The organism is Pedobacter petrophilus, from assembly GCF_009674725.1.
Taxonomy (GTDB): Bacteria; Bacteroidota; Bacteroidia; order Sphingobacteriales; family Sphingobacteriaceae; genus Pedobacter; species Pedobacter petrophilus.
Window position 1 is genome coordinate 43244 of record NZ_WKKH01000004.1, and the last position, 20901, is coordinate 64144.

19 protein-coding genes are annotated in these 20901 nt (G+C 37.4%); 13 read left to right on the forward strand and 6 right to left on the reverse strand.

Annotated elements, in window-relative coordinates; genetic code table 11:
- Nucleotides 1-353: 353 nt before the first annotated feature.
- The 7 genes from GJU39_RS03445 (at nucleotide 354) to sucC (ending at nucleotide 5734) form a co-directional block, all read left to right on the forward strand.
- Nucleotides 354-989: a hypothetical protein gene (locus GJU39_RS03445; RefSeq protein WP_154279300.1), complete on the forward strand. Its 636-nt coding sequence runs from the start codon at nucleotides 354-356 to the stop codon at nucleotides 987-989.
- A 1-nt stretch (nucleotide 990) separates the two neighbouring features.
- Nucleotides 991-1287 (forward strand): winged helix-turn-helix domain-containing protein, encoded by a 297-nt coding sequence (locus GJU39_RS03450; RefSeq protein WP_154279301.1) that lies wholly within the window; start codon nucleotides 991-993, stop codon nucleotides 1285-1287.
- Nucleotides 1288-1342: 55 nt separating this feature from the next.
- The gene (locus GJU39_RS23775; protein WP_245227679.1) at nucleotides 1343-1627 is read left to right on the forward strand and encodes a hypothetical protein; all 285 of its coding nucleotides are present in this window, start codon (nucleotides 1343-1345) and stop codon (nucleotides 1625-1627) included.
- Nucleotides 1628-1644: 17 nt separating this feature from the next.
- Nucleotides 1645-3216, forward strand: a complete 1572-nt coding sequence (locus GJU39_RS03460) for a DUF4153 domain-containing protein (protein WP_154279303.1) — start codon at nucleotides 1645-1647, stop codon at nucleotides 3214-3216.
- Between the two features lie 46 nt (nucleotides 3217-3262).
- Nucleotides 3263-3571 carry a hypothetical protein gene (locus tag GJU39_RS03465; RefSeq protein ID WP_154279304.1) on the forward strand — a complete coding sequence of 103 codons (309 nt, stop codon included), beginning with the start codon at nucleotides 3263-3265 and terminating at the stop codon, nucleotides 3569-3571.
- Nucleotides 3572-3650: 79 nt separating this feature from the next.
- A complete protein-coding gene (locus tag GJU39_RS03470) occupies nucleotides 3651-4346 on the forward strand; it encodes a hypothetical protein (protein ID WP_154279305.1) in 696 nt (231 codons plus the stop codon).
- A gap of 188 nt (nucleotides 4347-4534) precedes the next feature.
- Nucleotides 4535-5734: an ADP-forming succinate--CoA ligase subunit beta gene (gene sucC / locus GJU39_RS03475; RefSeq protein WP_154279306.1), complete on the forward strand. Its 1200-nt coding sequence runs from the start codon at nucleotides 4535-4537 to the stop codon at nucleotides 5732-5734.
- Between the two features lie 219 nt (nucleotides 5735-5953).
- Here the strand turns inward: sucC and GJU39_RS03480 are convergent, their stop codons facing one another.
- Nucleotides 5954-7156 (reverse strand): MFS transporter, encoded by a 1203-nt coding sequence (locus GJU39_RS03480; protein WP_154279307.1) that lies wholly within the window; start codon nucleotides 7154-7156, stop codon nucleotides 5954-5956.
- Between the two features lie 103 nt (nucleotides 7157-7259).
- Between GJU39_RS03480 and GJU39_RS03485 the strand changes: the two genes are divergently transcribed.
- Nucleotides 7260-7817, forward strand: a complete 558-nt coding sequence (locus GJU39_RS03485; protein ID WP_154279308.1) for an NADPH-dependent FMN reductase — start codon at nucleotides 7260-7262, stop codon at nucleotides 7815-7817.
- Nucleotides 7818-8121: 304 nt separating this feature from the next.
- Nucleotides 8122-8724: an outer membrane beta-barrel protein gene (locus GJU39_RS03490; protein WP_154279309.1), complete on the forward strand. Its 603-nt coding sequence runs from the start codon at nucleotides 8122-8124 to the stop codon at nucleotides 8722-8724.
- Between the two features lie 75 nt (nucleotides 8725-8799).
- On the opposite strand, the gene GJU39_RS03495 is transcribed toward GJU39_RS03490, so the two are convergent.
- From GJU39_RS03495 to GJU39_RS03505, 3 genes are all read right to left on the reverse strand, one after another.
- Entirely contained in the window at nucleotides 8800-10452 is a 1653-nt protein-coding gene (locus GJU39_RS03495) for a M28 family metallopeptidase (protein ID WP_245227680.1), read from the reverse strand.
- 294 nt (nucleotides 10453-10746) lie between these two features.
- Nucleotides 10747-11295: a glycosyl-4,4'-diaponeurosporenoate acyltransferase CrtO family protein gene (locus tag GJU39_RS03500; protein ID WP_154279310.1), complete on the reverse strand. Its 549-nt coding sequence runs from the start codon at nucleotides 11293-11295 to the stop codon at nucleotides 10747-10749.
- Between the two features lie 284 nt (nucleotides 11296-11579).
- Entirely contained in the window at nucleotides 11580-14399 is a 2820-nt protein-coding gene (locus GJU39_RS03505; protein ID WP_154279311.1) for a S8 family peptidase, read from the reverse strand.
- A gap of 122 nt (nucleotides 14400-14521) precedes the next feature.
- On the opposite strand from GJU39_RS03505, the gene GJU39_RS03510 reads away from it, so the two are divergent.
- Nucleotides 14522-15355 carry a M57 family metalloprotease gene (locus tag GJU39_RS03510; RefSeq protein ID WP_154279312.1) on the forward strand — a complete coding sequence of 278 codons (834 nt, stop codon included), beginning with the start codon at nucleotides 14522-14524 and terminating at the stop codon, nucleotides 15353-15355.
- Nucleotides 15356-15467: 112 nt separating this feature from the next.
- Here GJU39_RS03510 and GJU39_RS03515 read toward each other — a convergent pair whose 3' ends face one another.
- Together GJU39_RS03515 and GJU39_RS03520 are read right to left on the reverse strand one after the other, a co-directional pair.
- Nucleotides 15468-15911: a PepSY-like domain-containing protein gene (locus tag GJU39_RS03515; protein WP_154279313.1), complete on the reverse strand. Its 444-nt coding sequence runs from the start codon at nucleotides 15909-15911 to the stop codon at nucleotides 15468-15470.
- 182 nt (nucleotides 15912-16093) lie between these two features.
- Nucleotides 16094-18601 carry a S9 family peptidase gene (locus tag GJU39_RS03520; RefSeq protein ID WP_154279314.1) on the reverse strand — a complete coding sequence of 836 codons (2508 nt, stop codon included), beginning with the start codon at nucleotides 18599-18601 and terminating at the stop codon, nucleotides 16094-16096.
- Nucleotides 18602-18774: 173 nt separating this feature from the next.
- Here GJU39_RS03520 and GJU39_RS03525 point away from each other — a divergent pair, with 173 nt between their 5' ends.
- The 3 genes from GJU39_RS03525 to GJU39_RS03535 are packed head-to-tail and all read left to right on the forward strand — an operon-like array spanning nucleotide 18775 to nucleotide 20897.
- Entirely contained in the window at nucleotides 18775-19650 is an 876-nt protein-coding gene (locus GJU39_RS03525) for a polysaccharide deacetylase family protein (protein WP_154279315.1), read from the forward strand.
- A 1-nt stretch (nucleotide 19651) separates the two neighbouring features.
- Complete coding sequence (locus GJU39_RS03530; RefSeq protein ID WP_154279316.1) at nucleotides 19652-20029, forward strand: PH domain-containing protein; 378 nt, start codon at nucleotides 19652-19654, stop codon at nucleotides 20027-20029.
- Nucleotides 20030-20036: 7 nt separating this feature from the next.
- Nucleotides 20037-20897: a polysaccharide deacetylase family protein gene (locus GJU39_RS03535; RefSeq protein WP_154279317.1), complete on the forward strand. Its 861-nt coding sequence runs from the start codon at nucleotides 20037-20039 to the stop codon at nucleotides 20895-20897.
- Nucleotides 20898-20901: the final 4 nt, after the last annotated feature.

Here is a 20901-nt window from a genome sequence, read left to right on the forward strand (position 1 = left end):
TAAGTCGTGAGTCTTTAGTCTGGGATGCAGAGTTGGGCGTTTTGAGTTGCGAGTCAAAAGTCATGAGTCTTAAGTCATCAGCCCTGGATACAATAGAAATCAAAACCAAATAGCCTAGCCCCATAATTTATTTAAAAGCCCTTTTACCCTAATTGGCCGCCTGTCCCGAAACCAGATACTTGCTACTTGCTACTCAACTCTTAATACTAAAAAACTCCTTTACGCACGCCTGATTCTGTACCCAGCACTCCCAACCCTAAACTAAAAACTCCTATCTCCCTTTCCTTTTTTATAAAATAAAATTTGCTAATCTCATTTTCTTATTTAACTTTGAAAAACAAAGCACTTTCAAAATGACTACATCAGAAGAACAATTGAACGCCTTAAAAGACATCAGACAAATGATGGATAGATCAACCAGGTTTATTTCTTTGAGTGGCCTATCTGGCGTTTTCGCTGGTGGTATAGCATTAATTGGTGCTTATTTTGCAAATCAAGAAATTGAAAAATTTATTGGCAAAAGAGGGTATGCCTATGGTGTACAAGGCGAAATTGATCTGGAGTTTAACCTGATTAAACTTGGTTTAATTGTATTGTTTGTTGCTTTAGCAGGAGGCGTGCTTTTTTCGTACAGAAAAAGTCAGCAGGATAATCTTCCCATCTGGGATAAAACATCTAAGGCCCTGTTTGTGAATTTGATGACACCATTAATCGCCGGTGGCTTATTTATTATTGCATTGCTGATCAATCATCCAAACACTTACAGCATTATTGCACCAACCTGTTTAATTTTTTATGGTCTGGCGCTAATTAATGCCAGTAAATTTACCTTTAGCGACATCCGTTATTTGGGTTATCTGGAGGTGATACTTGGCGTAATCTGCATGTTTTACGCAGGCTATGACTTATGGTTCTGGGCATTTGGCTTTGGTGTACTTCATATTATTTACGGGTTAGTAATGTATTTTAAATACGAGAGAGGCGAGTAAGATGAAGAACCCGATAGCAGATTTAAATAAAATTTTTGATAGCAGAATTAGGTTAGGCGTAATGTCTATGCTTGTAGTGAACACCGAAATTGGCTTCAACGATTTGAAACAGATGCTGGAACTTACCGATGGCAACCTGGCTTCGCACCTGAACACCCTCGAACAAGCAGCGTTTATTAAAGTTCATAAAGGTTTTATTGGTCGTAAAACCAGTACCACTTATGCCATCACTCCTATTGGAAAACAAGCCTTTAAAGCGCATTTAGATGCGCTGGAAAAAATGATTAAGAAACTATAAACAATTTTTTTTATCTATTTACTTTGAAATTCAAAGCACTTTCAAAATCAAAAATATGGAACCACAAATTATCCAAATTGGTAAAAAGGCAGCGATTTATTCGGCTGCCGCCGGAACATTTCTTTTGCTTGCTTACCTCATAAGCAAACAAGATTCTTTGATTTCGATAGGCATCAGTTATATCCTGTTCGCCGTTTTTGCGAATGTCCTTATTCTACTGGCATTGATTATAGCACTTTTCACTCAAACCTTACACTGGAAAAAGATCGTTGCAACCATCATTTGTGTATTACTCAATATTCCGCTAAGCATCTTTTACCTATCCATCGTCATTCATTAAAAAATAATTAAACAGTTATGAAAAATAAATCTAACCACTTACTTCTAGCCAGCCTATTTGGCGGCTTGCTGTTCAGCTTTCTGTTTTGGGAAGAAAGACTGGCGATTAACTTATTGATTTACAGCATCTTTATTTTAACAGTAACTTATCTAAATCCTGAAGTATCAAAAAGCAAAAAATTTAAAATTTACGGCTTAGCACATCTTTTTTCGGCTGTTTTGGTGGTCGTTAACAATACTGATTTATCAATCGCTGCCTATTATATTAGCCTGCTGGTATTTATCGGGATTAGTCATAACCAGCAAATCAGATCGGTTTTTGCGGCCTTGCTGGCCGCAATTCTCCAAATGATCACCACGCCCTTTAATGCCATAACGAACCTCAGTAAAATAAGCGTAGGCAACTTTAACATGAAACCCGTTTTCAGGTTAATCAAATACATTTTTATTCCGGTTATTGCCGTAATCTTTTTCACTGTTCTTTACGCTGCTGCCAACGCATTGTTTGCGCACTACGTTGAAACCATTTTAACCAGCATTTTCAATTTCTTTGAAGGTGTTCTTCACTTCTTTTTTAAAGATTTAGATGTTGCGCGTTTCTTCCACTTTTGCCTTGGCATAGTGTTAACCAGTGGTTTGTTGTTAGCATTTCTCAATAAAACTGTTCAAAACGCAGAATTAAAAGCGACTGAACAATTAAACAGAGTGAAATTGGGAGCAAAGCAGAAAACGCTGTGGTACCTGGTAATAGAAACCTTTGCCGGGAGTTTGCTGACGAGAAAAATGGCACTCAAAACCGAATATATTACCGGCGTCATTTCATTTGTGGCGCTTAATCTCCTGCTCTTGTTATTAAACGTGATTGACATTTCAACGCTTTGGTTTGGCTATAAACCAGCGGGCGGTTTTTCGGGCGCGCTACATGAAGGCACCAACTCACTGATCTTCAGCATCATTATGGCAATGGCGGTTATCCTCTATTTCTTCCGTGGGAACTTAAATTTTTACAGCAAAAGCAAAACACTCAAAACACTTGCCTTTACCTGGATGATTCAGAATGTTATTCTCATTATCTCCGTTTTAATCAAAGATGGATATTATATCGAGTTTTACGGCCTTACCCACAAGCGAATCGGCGTTTTAGTATTTTCACTGCTTTGCATAATCGGTTTAGCTACGGTTTACGCAAAAGTGGCTAAACAAAAAACACTGTTTTATCTCTTTAAAATTAATGGAAGTGTATGGTTTATTTTGCTTCTGGCTTTCAGTGTGATCAACTGGGATGTAGCAATCGCAAAATATAACCTGTCAAAGAGTGAAGAAATTTCGTTAGATGCCGATTACCTGCTTTCTCTGTCTGATAAAACACTACCTGTGCTGGATAAACACAGGTCGAAACTCCACTATACTTCCCCGAAAATAAATGATGATAGGGAGACTGCAAAGCCTCAAACTGCAGATTTTTATGGCAATCAACTGGATAAACGCATCGGCTATTTTAAAGAACGCTATGAGGAAGCAGGCTGGGCATCCTGGAATCTTCAGGATTGGAAAGCAGCCGCGTACTTCAAAATTAAACAATCAAAATAATCCGTTCAAGTGAATACTTACTAAAAATTATTAAATTTAATACATCATGACAAATCAACAAACACTTAATTCATCAAAACTAAGAATCAGGATTATTCTGATTACCACTGCTTTCATTTTAAGCATCCCTTTGATTGCCATGCAGTTTACAAAAGAAGTAAACTGGACACTTTCAGATTTCGTAATAGCCGCAGTGCTGCTGCTAGGCACTGGCTTAGCGATAGAATTGGTGATCAGGTATGTGAAAACCGGCTTATCAAGAACCATACTTCTGGTGGTAATTTTACTGCTATTATTTTTAACCTGGGCAGAGCTGGCCGTTGGCATTTTCGGCACTCCTTTCGCCGGAAGTTAAGACATCAATTTATGCATTCCAGGTGGATGTAATGCCAGGAATGCCTTTTAAAACGCAATTAAAAAATTAAACTAACAAAATGAAAAATACAATAGCATTATTCGGCCTCTTTTTAATCACAGCATCCTCCTGTATAAAGGACGAAAAAACAAATTCAAATACTAAAGAAACCTTTAAAAGCGCCACAAGTAATAATAAGTATGCGAAAGTACAATATGAGTCGCCAACCCCTGTAAAAAATACGGATGTGCTATTGTATCCTTTGCGATTAGCGCAAGATTTAGAAAGTTATAAAAGGGAGGTAGAAAGCAATTACTGGAACTTAGTATTTTATAACGTGATCTCAGGCACCAGGGATTTGTTAACAAGCGAAAAGGTTTTGATTAATAATTATCAAATTGGTGATTCAGAAAAAGGTCCGGACAACCCGCCTTCGTTATCTGATCAATTTATTTACTACGATGTAACTGATTTGGATGATGATGGAGATAAAAAATTAACACCAAAAGACTCTCGAAAGCTTTATCTTTCATCATTATATGGAAAATCTTTCAAGAGCATAATCCCTAAAAATTACAGGCTAATGAGCTGGAAGTTAGACAGCAAACATAATCTGATATTGATCAATTTGATAAAAGGTTTTCCTAATGAAGAATCCGAAAGCAAAAATGAAATTGAATATTTTATTTATGATTTAAAAACCGAAAAGCTAAAAGCTGTTTTCGATCAGAAATTTAAAAATGACATTCAAAAGTTAGCGGAGAAAGTGTTGTAAGGCGCCAGTTATACATTCATTTGTTTTAAAACTAAATGAAGTATAATTTATGTTTCAGTAAAATAATCATCGCTGCTACAATTCTCTTTTCCCCTATTCACATAAAACGTTCATTTTCTGTAAAAAATCGGCAAATACTATTTGTTTAAAGGCTTTAGAATTGTAGCTTTGGGCAAATTTTGTAGCAAATGAATATTCACGAATACCAGGGTAAACAAATATTAAAAAGTTTCGGTGTTAACGTTCAAGAAGGAATTGTTGCCGATACTCCGGAGCAAGCTGTTGAAGCTGCCAAGCAATTAAAGATCGATTATAACTCTGATTGGGTGGTAATTAAGGCGCAAATCCACGCTGGTGGTCGCGGTAAAGGTGGCGGTGTTAAATTAGCTAAAAACCTGGAAGAAGTTAAGCAACGTGCTACCGATATTATTGGTATGCAATTGGTTACCCCTCAAACCGGACCAGAAGGTAAATTGGTAAGCAAGATTTTAGTTGCTCAGGATGTTTATTATCCAGGTGCTTCAGAAACCAAAGAATTCTACATTTCAGTATTGTTAGATCGTGCAAAAGGTCGCAATATTATCATGTACAGTACTGAAGGTGGTATGGATATCGAAGAAGTTGCTGAACATACGCCACACTTAATTTTCAAAGAAGAAATTGATCCTAAAGTTGGTTTACAAGGTTTTCAGGCACGCAAAATTGCATTTAAATTAGGTTTAAGTGGTGGTGCACACAAAGAGATGGTTAAATTTGTAACTGCTTTATATAAAGCTTACGATACTACCGATTCTTCTATGTTTGAAATTAACCCGGTATTAAAAACATCTGATGATAAAGTGATTGCTGTAGATGCTAAAGTAGATATCGACGAGAATGCATTATACCGTCACCCGGATTATGCAGCAATGCGTGATACTGCAGAAGAAGATCCAACAGAAGTTGAAGCTAGTGCTTCTAACCTTAACTTTGTGAACCTTGATGGTAACGTAGGTTGTATGGTTAATGGTGCTGGTTTAGCAATGGCTACTATGGATATTATTAAATTAGCTGGTGGTGAACCCGCTAACTTCTTAGATGTTGGTGGAACAGCAAATGCAACAACGGTTAAAGCGGCTTTCAATATCATTTTGAAAGACCCTAACGTTAAAGCTATTTTAATTAACATTTTTGGTGGTATTGTTCGTTGCGATCGTGTTGCTCAAGGTGTAATTGATGCTTACCAGGAAATCGGAAATATCCCTGTGCCAATCATCTGCCGTTTACAAGGTACAAACGCAGAAGAAGCCAAGAAATTAATCGATGAGTCCGGACTTAAAGTTTACTCTGCAATTGCGTTAAAGGAAGCTGCAGATTTAGTTACTAAAGTATTGGCTGAACAAGCGTAAGGAGGTTGAAAGTTAAAGGTTAAAAGTTAAAAGACTGGAAACGAAAAACTCTTCATGATAAAAAATGCAAAAGGCCTGTTCATAAATCATGAGCAGGCCTTTTGCATTTTATGGTTCGTGAGACACCTAAAAAAGATAGATGGATTTGCTCATATGCGGCAAACGGACTTCGAGAAACGATAATCGAACAACGAACAACATTCACCTTCATTTAAATACCTATTTTTTCTTGGTTTCTATATTTGGCAGAAAACCAGTAAGCAAACCAATTAAAGGAAGAAAGGCACAAATACTAAAGACATATTCAATCCCTTTAGAATCGGCAAGTTTCCCTAACAGGGCAGATCCTATCCCTCCCATTCCAAAAGCGAAGCCGAAGAATAAACCGGCCACCAGACCAACTTTACCTGGAATCAACTCCTGCGCGTAAACTAAGATAGCAGAAAATGCTGAAGCTAAAATCATCCCGATAGGAACGATTAATACCCCTATCCAGAATAAATTAGCGTGAGGCAGCAGCAAAGCAAAGGGTGCTGTTCCTAAAATAGATGTCCAGATTACGTATTTCCTCCCAATTTTATCGCCAATTGGCCCACCCAGCAAAGTTCCCGCAGCCACCGAAAACAAAAACACAAATAGATAAATTTGCGAGGTTTGAACCGAAACCTGAAATTTATTGATCAGATAAAATGTAAAGTAATTGGTTAAACTTGCCATGTAAAAATATTTCGAAAAAATTAAAAGCAGTAAAATCACTACAGAGAAAATAACCTTATTTTTTGAAAATGGGCTTACCTCACTTTGAATAGCTTCTTTCTTACTTCTGGCAAGTACAAACCGTTTATACCAGTTGCCTACATAAGTTAGAATTACAATGGCCAGCAATGCAATTGCAGAAAACCAGATTACACTAAATTGCCCATAAGGTACAATAATCCAGGCGGCTAATAACGGACCTAGTGAACTCCCTGCGTTTCCTCCCAATTGGAAGACCGATTGTGCTAAACCACGCTTTCCGCCAGATGCAGCATGTGCCATTCTTGATGCTTCAGGGTGGAATATGGAAGAGCCGATGCCAATAAAAGCAACAGAAATTAACATGGTATAGAAATGGGCAGACTGCGATAATGTAATTAAGCCGGTAAGCGTAAACGCCATTCCTATAGCCAGAGAATATGGTTGTGGCTTCTTATCGGTATATAAACCTACAAATGGTTGCAGTAAAGATGCGGCCATTTGAAAGGTGAGCGTAATTAATCCTATTTGCGAAAAGCTTAAACGGTAATTCGTTTTAATAATGGGATAGATGGCCGGAATTAATGATTGAATGGTATCATTTAACAAATGTGAAAAACTGAGCGCAAAAAGAATTGGGAAAACGGTTTTTTCAATAATAGGAGAAACGATTGTGTTTTTAGTCATAAGGAATTAATTTTCTAAAGCAAAGGTAGCCATTATAGATTTTATGCCCCGACCCTATAGCCAATAAAGAAAAACTTTTATGCTAACCATCCGTTTATCAAATATGGAAAAGAATAAAACAATTATCGGCCTCTGCGGAAGTCTTCGAAAAGGTTCTTATAACGAAATGTTGTTAAAAGTTGCCGGCAGTTTACTACCGGATGATGTTCATTTCGAAATTGTAAGGTATGATGATATTCCTGTTTATAACGAAGATCATGATACACCAACGGTAACAGAACGGCCTGCAAGTGTTACGAAATTTAGAGAATTATTAGCTACTGCTGATGCCTTTATAATTGCTTCACCTGAATATAACTATTCTATTCCTGGCGGATTAAAAAATGCAATAGACTGGGCCAGCCGTGGTAAAGATAGCCCGTTAATGCATAAACCTGTTGCCGTTTTAGGTGCTACACAGGGCCTTTGGGGTACAGTAAGAATGCAAACTGCGTTTCTTCCGGTTTTTACGTTTTTAAATATGAATCCTGTTTTACAGCCAGAAGTTTTGGTTGCACAAGCTCAAAATAAATTTGACGAATCTGGAAATCTGAATGATGAAATGACAATAAGCATTATTAAAAAGAAAATTGATAAGCTGGTTTCTGCCAGCAGAGTTTAGATAATATTCCCATTAGCGCTGACATATTAACAGTTGAAAAATCTGACATTTATGCCAAAAAAGTCAGATTGTCAACTATTAGCAACTCAAAAATTAATCAATCGATTAACTTTTAGTCACACAAAAATAATAATGAATTAACACCAATTTCATATCTCGTTATCAATTAAGCAGTTGGTTTGAAACTGATTTTTTGATGACGATATAATATTTTATTGGCATCGATATTGACTTTTAAGCAAATATAGTCAGACATTAAAAAAGTAAAACCGGCTATATTTTTAAACAAATAAATAATATAACGATGAAAAAATTATTATTATCATTAGTAGCAGTTGCGGGTTTAGTTTATAGTGCAAATGCACAAACTGAAAAAGGAAAAATTATGTTAGGTGGTAGTGTTGGTTTCAATTCTACTAAAGTAGAAGGTGCAGCAAAATCTGATGTTAGTTTTAACATCGTACCAAATGTTGGTTATTTCGTGAGTGATAACTTTGCAATTGGTACAGGTGTTGGTTATACATCAAACAAAGAAGTTAGTGATAACAACTTAAATCAGGCTTTCAGAGTGGCACCTTTCGGTCGTTACTATGTTAACTTATCAGATCAGTTTAAATTCTTCGGTCAGTTATCTGTACCAATGGAATTTGGAAACGATAAATTTGTAGATAACAATGGCGATACAGGTGCTAAAATTGCAAAAACTACAGATATCGGTGTTAATTTAGCACCAGGTTTTGCTTTCTTCCCAACAAAGAAAATTGGTATCGAAGTTTCTGTTAATGGTTTAGGTTACAATAACCGTAAAGTAACTAACGAGATTACCGGTAATGAAACTACCATTAACTCATTTGGTTTAGAAGCAAGTACTTTAGCTCCAAAATTAGGCGTACAATTTCACTTCTAGTCTTAGCGCTCCGCGTTAAAATACTTCAACTTTTTTTATAAGCGCGTCCCGACTGTAAAGCCGGGACGCGCTTATTTATTTCTTTTCTCTAATTGCTTTAAATTCAGAGCCTTCTTTCCATTTAGGGAAAGATGCTTCATTACTTAAACGATAGCCTAAATCAAAAACCAGTCTTACATCTTCCACAATACCAGATAAATCCCAGGTGTTGGCATCGAAATTATCCTGAGGAGAATGATACCTGAATTTGGTAAAATCTGCTACCTGCTTTAAGCCCCAATCTCTGCCGTTTTTTACGTTATCTACGCCAGAACCTGTAAATAAAGAAGGTACGCCAACCTTCGCCAGGTTAAAATGATCAGACCGATAATAAAGACCGGAAGATGGAACGGGATCCGGAACGATAACCCTCCCCTGTTTTTTGGCAGATGTTGCGGCGTAATCTTCTAACGCTGACTGGCCAAAACCATATACCACAATATCTTTCGTTTTGCCGGCAATTCCCATCATATCCATATTAATGTTGGCAACCGTTTTAGCCAATGGAAATACCGGATGTTTGGCATAATACTCAGACCCAAGCAACCCCTGCTCTTCTGCTGTGTAAGAAACAAATAAGATGGTGCGCTCCGGCTGTTTTGGCAACTTTTTAAAGGCAGTGGCCAGTTCCAGTAAAGATGCCACACCAGTAGCATTATCTACCGCGCCGTTGTAAATCGAATCTCCCTGCACTTTCTCTCCTATACCTAAATGATCCCAGTGAGCAGAATAAATAATGGCTTCGTCTTTATGTTTAGTACCAGAAACCTTCGCCAGCACGTTATAAGATAATGATTTTTTGATTTTATTTTTAATGGTCAATGATGTAGTTAATTCCAAATCAACCGCTTTAAATCCTTTCTTTTTGGCAGTTTCCATTAAGCCATCGTTTTGCCCCGCAAGTTTAAAAAGTGCTTTTGCCTTATCTAAACTAAGCCAGCCTTCTACCACGGTTCTGTTCATTCCGTTATCTTCAGATTGAAGGTTAAGTTTGGATTTAGACCAGCCACTTCGTACCACACTCCAGGGGTAAGCGGCAGGTTCGGTATCATGAATAATCAATATACCTGCTGCGCCCTGCCGGGATGCTTCTTCAAATTTATAAGTCCATCGGCCATAATAAGTCATGTTTTTACCTTTAAATAAGGTAGAATCAGCAAAGCCGGGATCGTTGATCATCACTACTACGGTTTTCCCTTTCACATTCAAATCTTTATAATCATCCCAGCCATATTCTGGTGCAACAATGCCAAAGCCTGCAAAAACCAAAGGAGAATTTGAAATGCTCACCTGCTCTTGTAACCTTCTTGATCCGGCTACGAAATCTGTTAAATAAGTTAAATTGAGTAATGAAGACTTCCCTTTAATAACCATTTGATTTTCTGGCACCGATTTAATTTCTACCATGGGCACTTCCTGAAAATAACTTTTACCATTCCCTGGCTCAAGGCCTAATTTTTCAAATTCGTTTTTCAGGTAGTTAATGGTTTTGGTTTCGCCATTGGTAAAAGGCTTTCTACCTTCCAAACTATCGGCCGCAATAACAGAAAGGTATCGGGTGAGACTGGAGTCGTTAATCGCTTTTACAGCCAAAGAATCTGGTGAGGTAGTATTTTGTTCGCTTGCCTGTCTGCAAGAGGCCAGCGAAAGCAATGCACAACCAGAAAAGAGTATTATTTTTTTCATCATAATCATTTTTTGAAAATACAAAGAAATTGGCAAAGGCGGAGCCTTAAGCAGGCGAAAAAATTAGAGAACAGCTTACAAACTGTTCTCCCTGGATGACTGGCTAGTTTAAAAGCTCTGTACTTTTAAACCTGTGGTGCCCTGCTTAGCCGAGATAATATCTTCAAACCCAAGCTACGAATTTAAGTGCCTCAAAAATGCTCAGCACCAATAAGCAATCGAACTGATTAAACGACTTTGAAGGGTATCGTAGAATAGCTTAGCGAATAGTATATATTAAATTGATTTACAAATATTTTACTGGCTTGCCGATCTCCACTGACTGACATTTATAGCTCTTTCTATTCGTGGGCGATTGTACCGCTGAAGAAAGATTGGATACAGGTGCATTAAAATATTGAGAATCAACAGCCATATAGAGGCTAAAAACCCAAATTTTAAAGCCACAAAAATATTGAAACCAAAAACTATAATTAAGAGGATTAAATGTGATAATTCAGATTGTTTTGTTTGATGATGGAGATGCTTTAAAGTTTTGATATTCTTCTCTACCGGGTTACCTTTCCTAATCAATTTTTCCCAACCAATCAAAACCAATAGTTTTCTAAAAAGATTTACACCAACTGATTCATATATTTTGCCTTTTCCTTCCCAGGGTTGCTCCTTGAAATATGAGCCATTCAGCGGACTCTTAAGTGCTTCAAAAAAAAGAAGTCCGCTGAACATTAACAAACAGTTTAGTGCCCAGGCAAACGCAAAGCCTTGCATGCTAATGTAACGGATTAGGGCGTAAAGCGAGCCAATGGTGAATAGAATGATAGCAGTTAAAATTGCGCCTTTTTTCATTAACTTATTTCAATAACGTTCTTAAAATAATGAAACAACAACATGAGTAGTAAACAATCTTGAGCAGCACACATTGTGAAGAATATAATTGAATCCAAAAAAGTGTAGCAACTGCAATCGAGATATTCAGTAGAGCATGGCTGTTAATTTAGTTGCCACAAGATATTAATTTCCTTCAAATAATAAAGGCGCCAACCACCCTATTTCTTTAAAATTATGGAAAGACTTCAATGTCAAGATTACCTTAAATCCTCATGAGGATAGCAACTCGAATATTAAGTTGATTAGTTTTTAATTAGCTTGAATTTCTTAACCTGTGCACCGCTTTTAACAATCACCCCTACATAAACACCAGTGGCAAGTGCCATTAAACCAAATCGGTTGGAGCTGGTAGCTTTCTCTTCAAAAACTTTTTGACCCAATATATTAAATATAGAAAGGTTGTAATCTTCGAAAGATCCACTTAAAATGGTCAGATAATCGGTTACCGGATTGGGATAGAAAGAAAAGTCATTCTCTTTAAGGAAGGTTGCAGAAGCAAGATCACTGACTACATTTCCATTTGCCGTTTCAAAAGTTACCCGATAAAACTGGATTCCCGGTTTAGGTTTATCATCGAAAATGGTATAATCGAGTACGTTATTATCTGGCTTGGTTTGTTGCAAAACCGTGTAGGTATTTACGCCAGTCTGTTTCTCCCAGATAATATTTTTGATATCCAAAGTAGTTCCAATATTGAGGTCGAGCTTTATTTTATCGGCTGTGGCAGAAGCGATCAAACTCCTTACATAACAGGCAACACCTTGCTGGGTATAATCAATTGTATAACTTTTTAAACCGGAAAAACCCGCACCATTTGCTGCAACAGCAAAGTATTTACTGGCGGTATTACTCAAATTCAATTTCACCAGTGTGTCTGCAACAGTCGAAACCGGCGATAACACGTTATTGATAATGCTGTAAATAGTGTAATCCTTTGCTCCAACTTGCGGATTCCAGCTTAAAACCAGCCCGTCATTACACACATAGCCTACCGTTAATGTTCTGGGAGATGAAATGGTAAAACTTTGACTGGTTATTATTGCAGTACCTACCTCCATTTTTACAATGGCTTTCGAAAATAAATTTGGTGCACCCCAGTTGTAAAACCCTTTTGCTAAATCTACATTGGCATCAATTACTTTCCAGCTCAGGCCTTCATCATAGCTAACAGAGAGTTTACCTGTCTTTTCCGGATAGGTATTTTCCCACCTGATATAGTTATCCTCGCTCGCAAAAAAGTATACATCTTTTCCAGGAGTGATAAACGAAAAGGTATTTTTATACTTGAAACGATAGGCTAAGGCAAAATTCTGTTGACTACCTTGCGTAATGCGTTGCCCGTTAACATGGACGCGAAAATTCCCAGCCACCGGATTTTCAATACTTATCTGTTGAATATTATTAATCAAATCTGCCTTTCTTGTGGCTGGTTGAGCAATCGAATCCAAATTTGATGCGTTGCTTAACACCCAAGGCAGCATAATTTCTCCCGAAGGACTTTCAAGGCTTAAATCTAAACCATTAACGAGGCTTTGTGCAGCATTTACCGCTGCCGCGGGATCATTCCAGGTGATAGTGAGTTTAACTTCGGCAACATTTGAAGGAATAGTTAGCGGAATAGTTAGATCTTGCCCCTTTGTTGCAGGATATAATGCAACCCGATTTTCATCGAGGGTTTTCAAAGATTGGGCCACGTTTAGTTTCCCATAACCAAATACGTAATCTACCTGTGGGGTTCCCAAATCATCTGCTGAATTAATTAAAGTAGCCCGAATTAATGCAGCGGATGGTGCTTTCGCAAACTTTTGAAGATAAAATTGTTCGAGCAGAGCAATGGCTCCACTGCTAATTGCAGCAGAACCTGATGTACCATCTTCGCCTATGGCTACAAGTTCAGGTTTTACACGCCCGTCATAAGCCGGCCCTTTACTGCTTTGATTTTCTGAAATATTTTCGCGGTTAATCCCACCTATTACCAGCAGGTTCTTGGCCTGTTTAAAGTTTCCGGTTAAATTGGCCCGTGCAGTTATGCCTTGATAAAAGCCGCTGGCGGGTGTTAATGAACCACTGTTACCTGCAGAGAAGACATGAATTAAGGTATCTGTTTCAAAAACCTGTTTATCGTAAGCTGCAGCTTCAATACCATAGTTATTATCTATTCCTGTTCCATAAGAATGATTTTGCACGCGGATTTGAAGGCGGTTTAAAGCGGCAGGCTGATCTGGCATTAAATTATCAAAACTAGAAAAGGCCAGCTTCGCATTCGGCGCAGCGCCGAGTCCACGGATAAAAGAGTTACCATTTCCTAATGCCAATGTAGCCATACTGGTGGCATGGCTGGTTGCCGCACCTGTGGTAATTGCTCCGGGAATGGTTCTTCCTAAAAGATCAAGATCAGTGATATCGTACATTTCTTCTTTTAAAGAAATATTAATTCCTGCCCCGTTGATGCCAGGAAATAAATTCCGCGCATTCGTGATCTGATTCAAGCCAAGATCCAATCCGTTAATAACAACCTCTTGTTTAGCAACGGGAATAATGTCAGCATAAAGGATTTCATCTGCGCTAAGCAATGAAATTAAATCATCAGCAGTAATGTAAATAGTATAAATAGCATTTTGCTGATCAATTGACTTAATTTTTAACTGCCTGAAAAATTCTGGTTGCTGAAGACTATTTTTTACTGCCAGTCTAACCGTTAGCGAATCATTCGTTTTGCTTTTATTTAGCAGCTGGGCTAAGCCATCGCTTGCTTTCCACAAGCCGTTTGCTTCAGTCTGATAAATAACACGCTGGGAGAAAGCAGAAATATTTGCCTTATCTGCGATAAAATAGCCGGCTGCAAGTCGCTTTTTTGGTCGCAATTTCCGGATTTCTGCCGGGGTTAACTGGTGATCGAACTGAACTAAGTTGACATCATTTACTTGTAAATACGTCTTTTTGCTCTTAGCAGAAAACTTTTTTTGTATGTTTTTTTCTACTCCACCAGGTTGTCCCTGTGCGTTTAAACGAAATACGCATACACTTAGACATATAATTAAAAATACAGTGTTGACTTTCAAAAAATATTTTATTGTAAAATTTTGCTTACATCAGAATTGTTCTCTAAATTAGCATTTATAAGGTAATTCACAAATTATATTAACTAACTTATTAAACCATTCCCAATTTAATCTAAACTAAAATGAAAAAAACCAAATTTTTATCGCTTGCGGCTGCATGCTTATTGTTCACAACATTATATTCTTGTAAGAATAATGAGACAGAAACTGCCATAGAAAAAAAAGCTGACATCTCTACAGCTACCCTCGAAAAAGTAAAATCTTTAGGCTTCAGCACAGAAAACATTCGTAAAATTGACGGAGGTTATTTGGTAGAGGGAGATATCCTTTTAACGGAGGAAAATTTAACTGAAAAATCTACCAGTACTAACTTAAGTATTGCTGAAACTGAGCAGTACCGAACCACAAATACAGTGAGATCATTACCTCGTGTAATCACAGTATCAGTTACTAATTTACCTCAGGTATATAGTGATGCTGTAAATACCATGATCTCAAGATATAATTCTTTGGGTTTACGGATCACTTTTCAAAGAGCGGCTGCAGGTACAACCGGCAACATCAATGTAGTAGGTTTTAACGAAGCTCCAAGTGGTGGATTCATTACCTTAGGTTCAGCAGGTTTCCCAACATCATCAGGCAACCCTTTTAACCAGATCAGAATGAACACTAATACGGCTGCCTATGGTGCTAATCCGAACTTATTGTATCTTGCTTCTGTGATCCAGCACGAAGTAGGTCATTGCGTTGGTCTTCGCCACACGGATTACATGAACCGCGCTTTCAGTTGCGGTGCAAGTGGTGCAGGAAATGAAGGTGCATCAAACGTAGGAGCGGTTTTAATACCAGGAACTCCATCTACTCCAGATGCAGCATCTTTTATGTTAGCTTGTTCTAACGGTGGTAACCGCACATTTAATGCAAATGATGTTGTTGCGCTAAACTACATTTACTAATCAAAAACCAATTGTGAATTATCTTATTAAGAGCTCCGAATAATTTCGGAGCTCTTTTGTTTTGATGTCAATTTAAAGTTTACACTGAAATTCAATTACTCACTTAGGAGTCTTAATCAGCCAGTTCTTTAATAAATTTACCATCAGCACTGTACCAAACGTTAACATCAGGAGTGCCTTCAATATCTACCTTATAAGTTATTTTACCTCCTGTGCTGATCCAATCCACATCATCTATTCTTCCCTTTGGATATTTAGCCTTAATACTTTTGGCAATAGCTGCCGGAAGTTGATTATTTGGAATATCTTTTTCAGAAGAAATATTTTTTCCTGTAGCAGCATATATTGCGCTGTGATCGGTTTTACCTAAATCAAAATCAACCTTGTAAGTTATACCTTTCTTTTCCCAATCTATATCTTTAGCTTTTGGATATGCTTTTGAAAACGCCATTTTAACCGCAGCCGGAACGTTTTTACTGTCTATATCCTGCGCATGGCTGTTGACAATTCCTCCAACCAGAAGGAAAGCTGCCAATGTGATACCTTTACAATTCATATTAAAATAACGTTAACCCATAGCAATTGTTTGCAGCGTCTGTACAGCAGCTGAGGCAATTACGAATTGTCAATATAAATTTTTACAGGAAAAGTTTATCATATTTTTCTTAAATGCTAATAAAAGTGCAAAAAAAATGGCCTGTGATTTTCACAAGCCATTAGTATATAGTTTTAATAATTTTATTTCCCAGTTTGCTCGATATCTCTATCCATTTCTACTAAATCAACGTCGGCCGGTTCAGAGAAATCGCCAATCAGGTATTTATTAAAATGATCTGCTAATTTCCAGAAAGCATACTCTGTCATATCTCCAAAGCCATGTCGCTGACCTGGAATAATAAGAAAATCGAATCTTTTACCTGCTTTCATCAACGCATTGGCCACACGGATTGAATTTGCCGGATGGACATTATTATCTACATCACCATGCATCAATAACAAATGGCCTTTTAAGTTTTTAGCCAGATCCGGATTTTTATCGATGCTATATTTAAAAGAGGTATCGCCTTTCAGAGAAATAGTTTCTTTTACCCCATGGTGTTTTTCACTCCACCAACGGTTATAGATGCTATTATCATGGTTACCAGCATTCGAAACTGCAGCTTTAAAGAAATCAGGATAAACCAACATGGCCGCGGTAGACATGAAACCACCACCGGAGTGACCTGTGATCCCTACTTTCGATTCATCAATAAAGGAATATTTTGCTGCCAATTGTTCGATTGCTGTTTTCTTATCTGCCAGGCCATAATCGCGTAAGTTGCCATAACCGTAAGTGTGGTACCATTTTGAACGCGATGGATTTCCACCGCGGTTACCAACCGTAATTACAATGTACCCAAATTGTGCTAAACGCTCCGTACGATCCATGCTCTTGCTAAAAGCTTTATTAACAGCTTCCGTTTGCGGCCCTGGATAAACATATTCTATAATTGGATATTTTTTGTCCGGATCGAAATCAAAAGGCTTATACATTACGCCGTACAAATCGGTAATACCATCATCGGCCTTCACTTTAAAAGGCTCAGGATATTTGTAACCCGCAGCCATTAACAAGGAAAGATCGGTAGTTTCCAATTCCATCACCTTCTTTCCATTTCTTTCATAAAGCGTAGATTTTGGTGCGGTGTTTACCCTCGAATAGTTATCAACGAAAAAGGTATTGTTATCATTCATAAAAGCAGCATGATCAAAATCACCTGCATTCAGTAACTTCATGTTCGAACCATCGAAATTAATGCTGTATAAATGCAGATAATATGGATCTTCTTTTGCCTCTCTCCCATTTGCCGTAAAATAAAGCAAGCGATTTTTTTCATCAATATTAACAATACTTTCACAGTGGAATGCACCTTTTGTTATTTGATTTTTAAGCTTGCCATTGCCGTCGAAGAGATAGAAATGCGCCCAGCCATCACGTTCGCTCCAGTGAATTAACTCCTTTCCATCGTTCACCAAACCCGGACGATTCACTTCCACATAAGTATTAAAGCGTTCATCGATAACAGGCGTAACCTTACCCGTGGTAATATCAACAGTGGCAATATCAATGCGTTTTAAATCACGACTGGTACGTGAGAGATAAAAGCGGCTATCGTTACCCAGCCACACTGACGGACGGAATTCGTTATCACGATCTTTAGCTAAAACCGGCTTGCTCCACACAGAAATACTTTGATCTTTAAATGCCGAAACACTTAATTTTTTATAAGATTTGGCAGCAAAATCGAAAAGTAAAACTTCATCTTGTGGTGCTTCGGCCTCACCAGGCATTTGATATTTATAAGTTTCTAAAGTTGGGCGGCCAGGTGTTACGCTATTAATTACCCAGAGATCTTTCACCTTGCGGGAATCTGTTCTATCTAAAACGAAATATTTAGAATTCGGCGACCAAAGCACATAAGCACCTCTCCGTTTTTTATTATTTTTCTCATTCTCTACATTGTTTTCGCCATCGCCATCGCTACCATAAGAGTAAAACTTAACCCCATCTTTAGTCAACTGATGCTCAACAATAGTGCTGTCCTCTTCGTTTTTAACGGCCTTTTTATAATTTTCTTTATCCATCCAATAAAGATTGTAATTACGCGAGAACACAATTGCAGAAGAATCAGGAGCAACAGAACCCCAGCTTGGTTTTGGTTTTGGCTTACTGAAGTTTGGTACCTCAGATAATTTTGCCGATGCCAATTCGTATTTAAAAGAATAGATTTTCTTTTGCATAGAATCTGCTGCCTTTTTATCTTTTCTATCAGGTTTTAACTCGTCAACCGAACTTTTTACTTCGAAAGAAACACTTTTTTCATCGGCAGCAAATTTTAAATTTTCCAGAGGTAAATGTTCGGCATCAAATGGATCGCGAACAATTAAAGTGATTTCGGCAGCCAGTTTAGCATTATCAAACATTTGCTTTTTGGTTTTAGCAGAAGGATCTACCAGATACCAGAATTTCCCCTTCGGATTTTCAAAAGTGTACCAGAAACGGTTACTTAATTTTAGCCAATGCGGATCAACTGATGTAGCATACACCATCTTTTTCAATTTATTTGGAGAAAAACGCGATGCCAGCTGATAATTAGCCTTAGGTTGAGCCTGAATATTTTCTGTAATGGTGAAACTTTTGGTTTGTGCGGCCACTGTAAGCGATAGGAATTGCGCACAAAAGAATAATTTGTAAATTTTGTTCATTAAGAATGGTTTGGAGCGGCTAAATTATTTAATTAAAGCCAATTAAAACTGCTAAACCATGTAATAAAAACGTTATTCAGCATTCTTTATGTTAGCAAATATTTATCAACACCGGTTTTTTGTTAAGCAAATAGTTGGCAGAATTTATAGTTTTGCATCCATATATATTTACTATGAAATACAGCATATTTACCGTTATAGCGGCGAGTGTGATTTTGTTGGCAAGTTGCCAGTCAGAGTCATCAACAGGAACCTCGGCCGTTGCAGATTCTACAACCAAAACAACTACACAAACAGCAACCACTGCACCTGTTGATGTTTCAAAAATAAAGGTAGCAGATGCCAAAACCATTTTAGCGCGCAAACAGGTGCCTATACTTTGTTATCACCAGGTAAGAAACTGGAAACCTACCGATGGGAAAGTTGGAAAAGATTACATTGTTGAGATTCAGAATTTTAAAGACCAGATGAAAATGCTTGCAGACAGTGGCTACCATACCATTCTGCCGGATCAGCTTTATGCCTATTTAAATACGGGCGCAGCTTTACCCAGCAAACCTATTATGTTAACTTTTGATGATACTGACATGGATCAGTTCACGATTGTTCGCCCAACACTGGATAAACTTGGTTATAAAGCGGTATATTTTATCATGACCGTTTCCATCGGAAGAAAAGGAAAGTTTGTAGATTATATGACCAAAGAACAGATTAAACAACTATCTGATGAAGGGAACATAATTGGTTCTCACACTTATGATCATAAAAATTTTAAAAAATATGCTGGGAAAGACTGGGAAGAACAATTGGATAAACCAACGAAGAAACTGGAAGAAATTACCGGAAAAAAAATGACAGAATTTGCTTATCCGTTCGGTTTATGGAATGCGGAAGGAATTCCGGAATTAAAGAAACGAGGATTTAGAATGGCTTTTCAATTATCGACTAAACGTGATGAGAAAGATCCTTTATTTACCATCAGAAGAATTATTGCGAGCGGTTACTGGAGTCCGAAAACATTGAGCAACAGCATTAAAAACAGTTTTTAAAATGGGATTATTTTCAGCATTAATGGGAAACGCAGGAGCAGTTAATCCTGATGATTTAATTAAGCAATATAGTGCCTTATTAATTAATGGCGAACAGATAGAACTGGGCTTTAAATTGATTCGGGATACCTTTATTTTCACCAACAAAAGGCTGATTCTTATTGATAAACAAGGTATTACCGGAAATAAAACCGAATACAAAAGCATAGTTTATAAAGCCATAACAAGATTTAGTGTAGAAACTGCCGGAACTTTTGATTTAGATGCCGTATTGAACATTTGGATTTCTAACGAAACGATTCCAAGTATTCAAAAGCAATTTAATAAATCGGTTGATGTTTACGAAGTTCAAAAAATATTAGCCCAACACGTACTTTAATCACATTATGAAACGATTTTTAGCCATTAGCGTGCTTATCACAGCAATACTGGCCGCTTGTCAATCAGATTCTAAAAGCAAAATAGCTGATGCTTCAGTAGTTTCAAAAACTGAAGTAATAGACACAGCGAAGCAAAAGCCTGCAGATGCCAAGGCTATTTTGGCTAAACGTGAAGTACCGGTTTTATGCTATCACCAGATTAGAAATAATTTAGCAAGTGATAGTAAAAGGGCTCATGATGACATTATATCTCCTGATAAATTTCGGGAACATATAAAAATGCTGGCTGATAGTGGCTACCATACTATATTGCCCGATCAGTTGTATAATTATCTGGTATTTGATGGTAAGCTTCCGGAAAAACCAATTATCATTTCTTTTGATGATACAGATGAAGACCAGTTTACAGTGGGTGCTACAACTTTAAAAAAATATGGCTTTAAAGGTGTTTATTTTATCATGACGGTTTCTATCGGCAGAAAAGGGAGAATTAATTATATGACTAAGGAGCAGATAAAACAATTGGCTGATGAAGGGAATAGCATCGCAAGCCATACTTATGATCATAAAAATTTCGCTCAATTTACCAATGAAGACTGGAAAACACAGATTGATGATCCAACTAAAAAACTGGAACAAATTACAGGTAAAAAAATCGAATATTTCGCTTATCCATATGGCGTATACAAAGCCTCAACTTTGCATAAATTAAAGGAACACGGTTTTAAAGCGGCTTTTATTCTTTCTACGGCCAGAGATGAAACTTACCCGCTTTATACCATCCGCCGGATTATAGACCCGGGAAGGTATACGGCTAAAAACCTTTATTACAGTATTAATAAGAGTTTTAATAAAACAAAATCATAAGTTT

Excerpts from the sequence above, each read along its gene's own strand:
- GJU39_RS03500 (WP_154279310.1), bottom strand. The coding sequence starts at position 11,295 with ATGAAAAAAGGCGCAATTTTAACTGCTATCATTCTATTCACCATTGGC.
- GJU39_RS03450 (WP_154279301.1), top strand. The coding sequence starts at position 991 with ATGAAGAACCCGATAGCAGATTTAAATAAAATTTTTGATAGCAGAATT.
- GJU39_RS03465 (WP_154279304.1), top strand. The coding sequence starts at position 3,263 with ATGACAAATCAACAAACACTTAATTCATCAAAACTAAGAATCAGGATT.
- GJU39_RS03480 (WP_154279307.1), bottom strand. The coding sequence starts at position 7,156 with ATGACTAAAAACACAATCGTTTCTCCTATTATTGAAAAAACCGTTTTC.
- GJU39_RS03460 (WP_154279303.1), top strand. The coding sequence starts at position 1,645 with ATGAAAAATAAATCTAACCACTTACTTCTAGCCAGCCTATTTGGCGGC.
- GJU39_RS03470 (WP_154279305.1), top strand. The coding sequence starts at position 3,651 with ATGAAAAATACAATAGCATTATTCGGCCTCTTTTTAATCACAGCATCC.
- GJU39_RS03485 (WP_154279308.1), top strand. The coding sequence starts at position 7,260 with ATGGAAAAGAATAAAACAATTATCGGCCTCTGCGGAAGTCTTCGAAAA.
- GJU39_RS03535 (WP_154279317.1), top strand. The coding sequence starts at position 20,037 with ATGAAACGATTTTTAGCCATTAGCGTGCTTATCACAGCAATACTGGCC.
- sucC (WP_154279306.1), top strand. The coding sequence starts at position 4,535 with ATGAATATTCACGAATACCAGGGTAAACAAATATTAAAAAGTTTCGGT.
- GJU39_RS03530 (WP_154279316.1), top strand. The coding sequence starts at position 19,652 with ATGGGATTATTTTCAGCATTAATGGGAAACGCAGGAGCAGTTAATCCT.
- GJU39_RS03510 (WP_154279312.1), top strand. The coding sequence starts at position 14,522 with ATGAAAAAAACCAAATTTTTATCGCTTGCGGCTGCATGCTTATTGTTC.
- GJU39_RS03445 (WP_154279300.1), top strand. The coding sequence starts at position 354 with ATGACTACATCAGAAGAACAATTGAACGCCTTAAAAGACATCAGACAA.
- GJU39_RS23775 (WP_245227679.1), top strand. The coding sequence starts at position 1,343 with ATGGAACCACAAATTATCCAAATTGGTAAAAAGGCAGCGATTTATTCG.
- GJU39_RS03490 (WP_154279309.1), top strand. The coding sequence starts at position 8,122 with ATGAAAAAATTATTATTATCATTAGTAGCAGTTGCGGGTTTAGTTTAT.
- GJU39_RS03525 (WP_154279315.1), top strand. The coding sequence starts at position 18,775 with ATGAAATACAGCATATTTACCGTTATAGCGGCGAGTGTGATTTTGTTG.
- GJU39_RS03515 (WP_154279313.1), bottom strand. The coding sequence starts at position 15,911 with ATGAATTGTAAAGGTATCACATTGGCAGCTTTCCTTCTGGTTGGAGGA.
- GJU39_RS03520 (WP_154279314.1), bottom strand. The coding sequence starts at position 18,601 with ATGAACAAAATTTACAAATTATTCTTTTGTGCGCAATTCCTATCGCTT.
- GJU39_RS03495 (WP_245227680.1), bottom strand. The coding sequence starts at position 10,452 with ATGATGAAAAAAATAATACTCTTTTCTGGTTGTGCATTGCTTTCGCTG.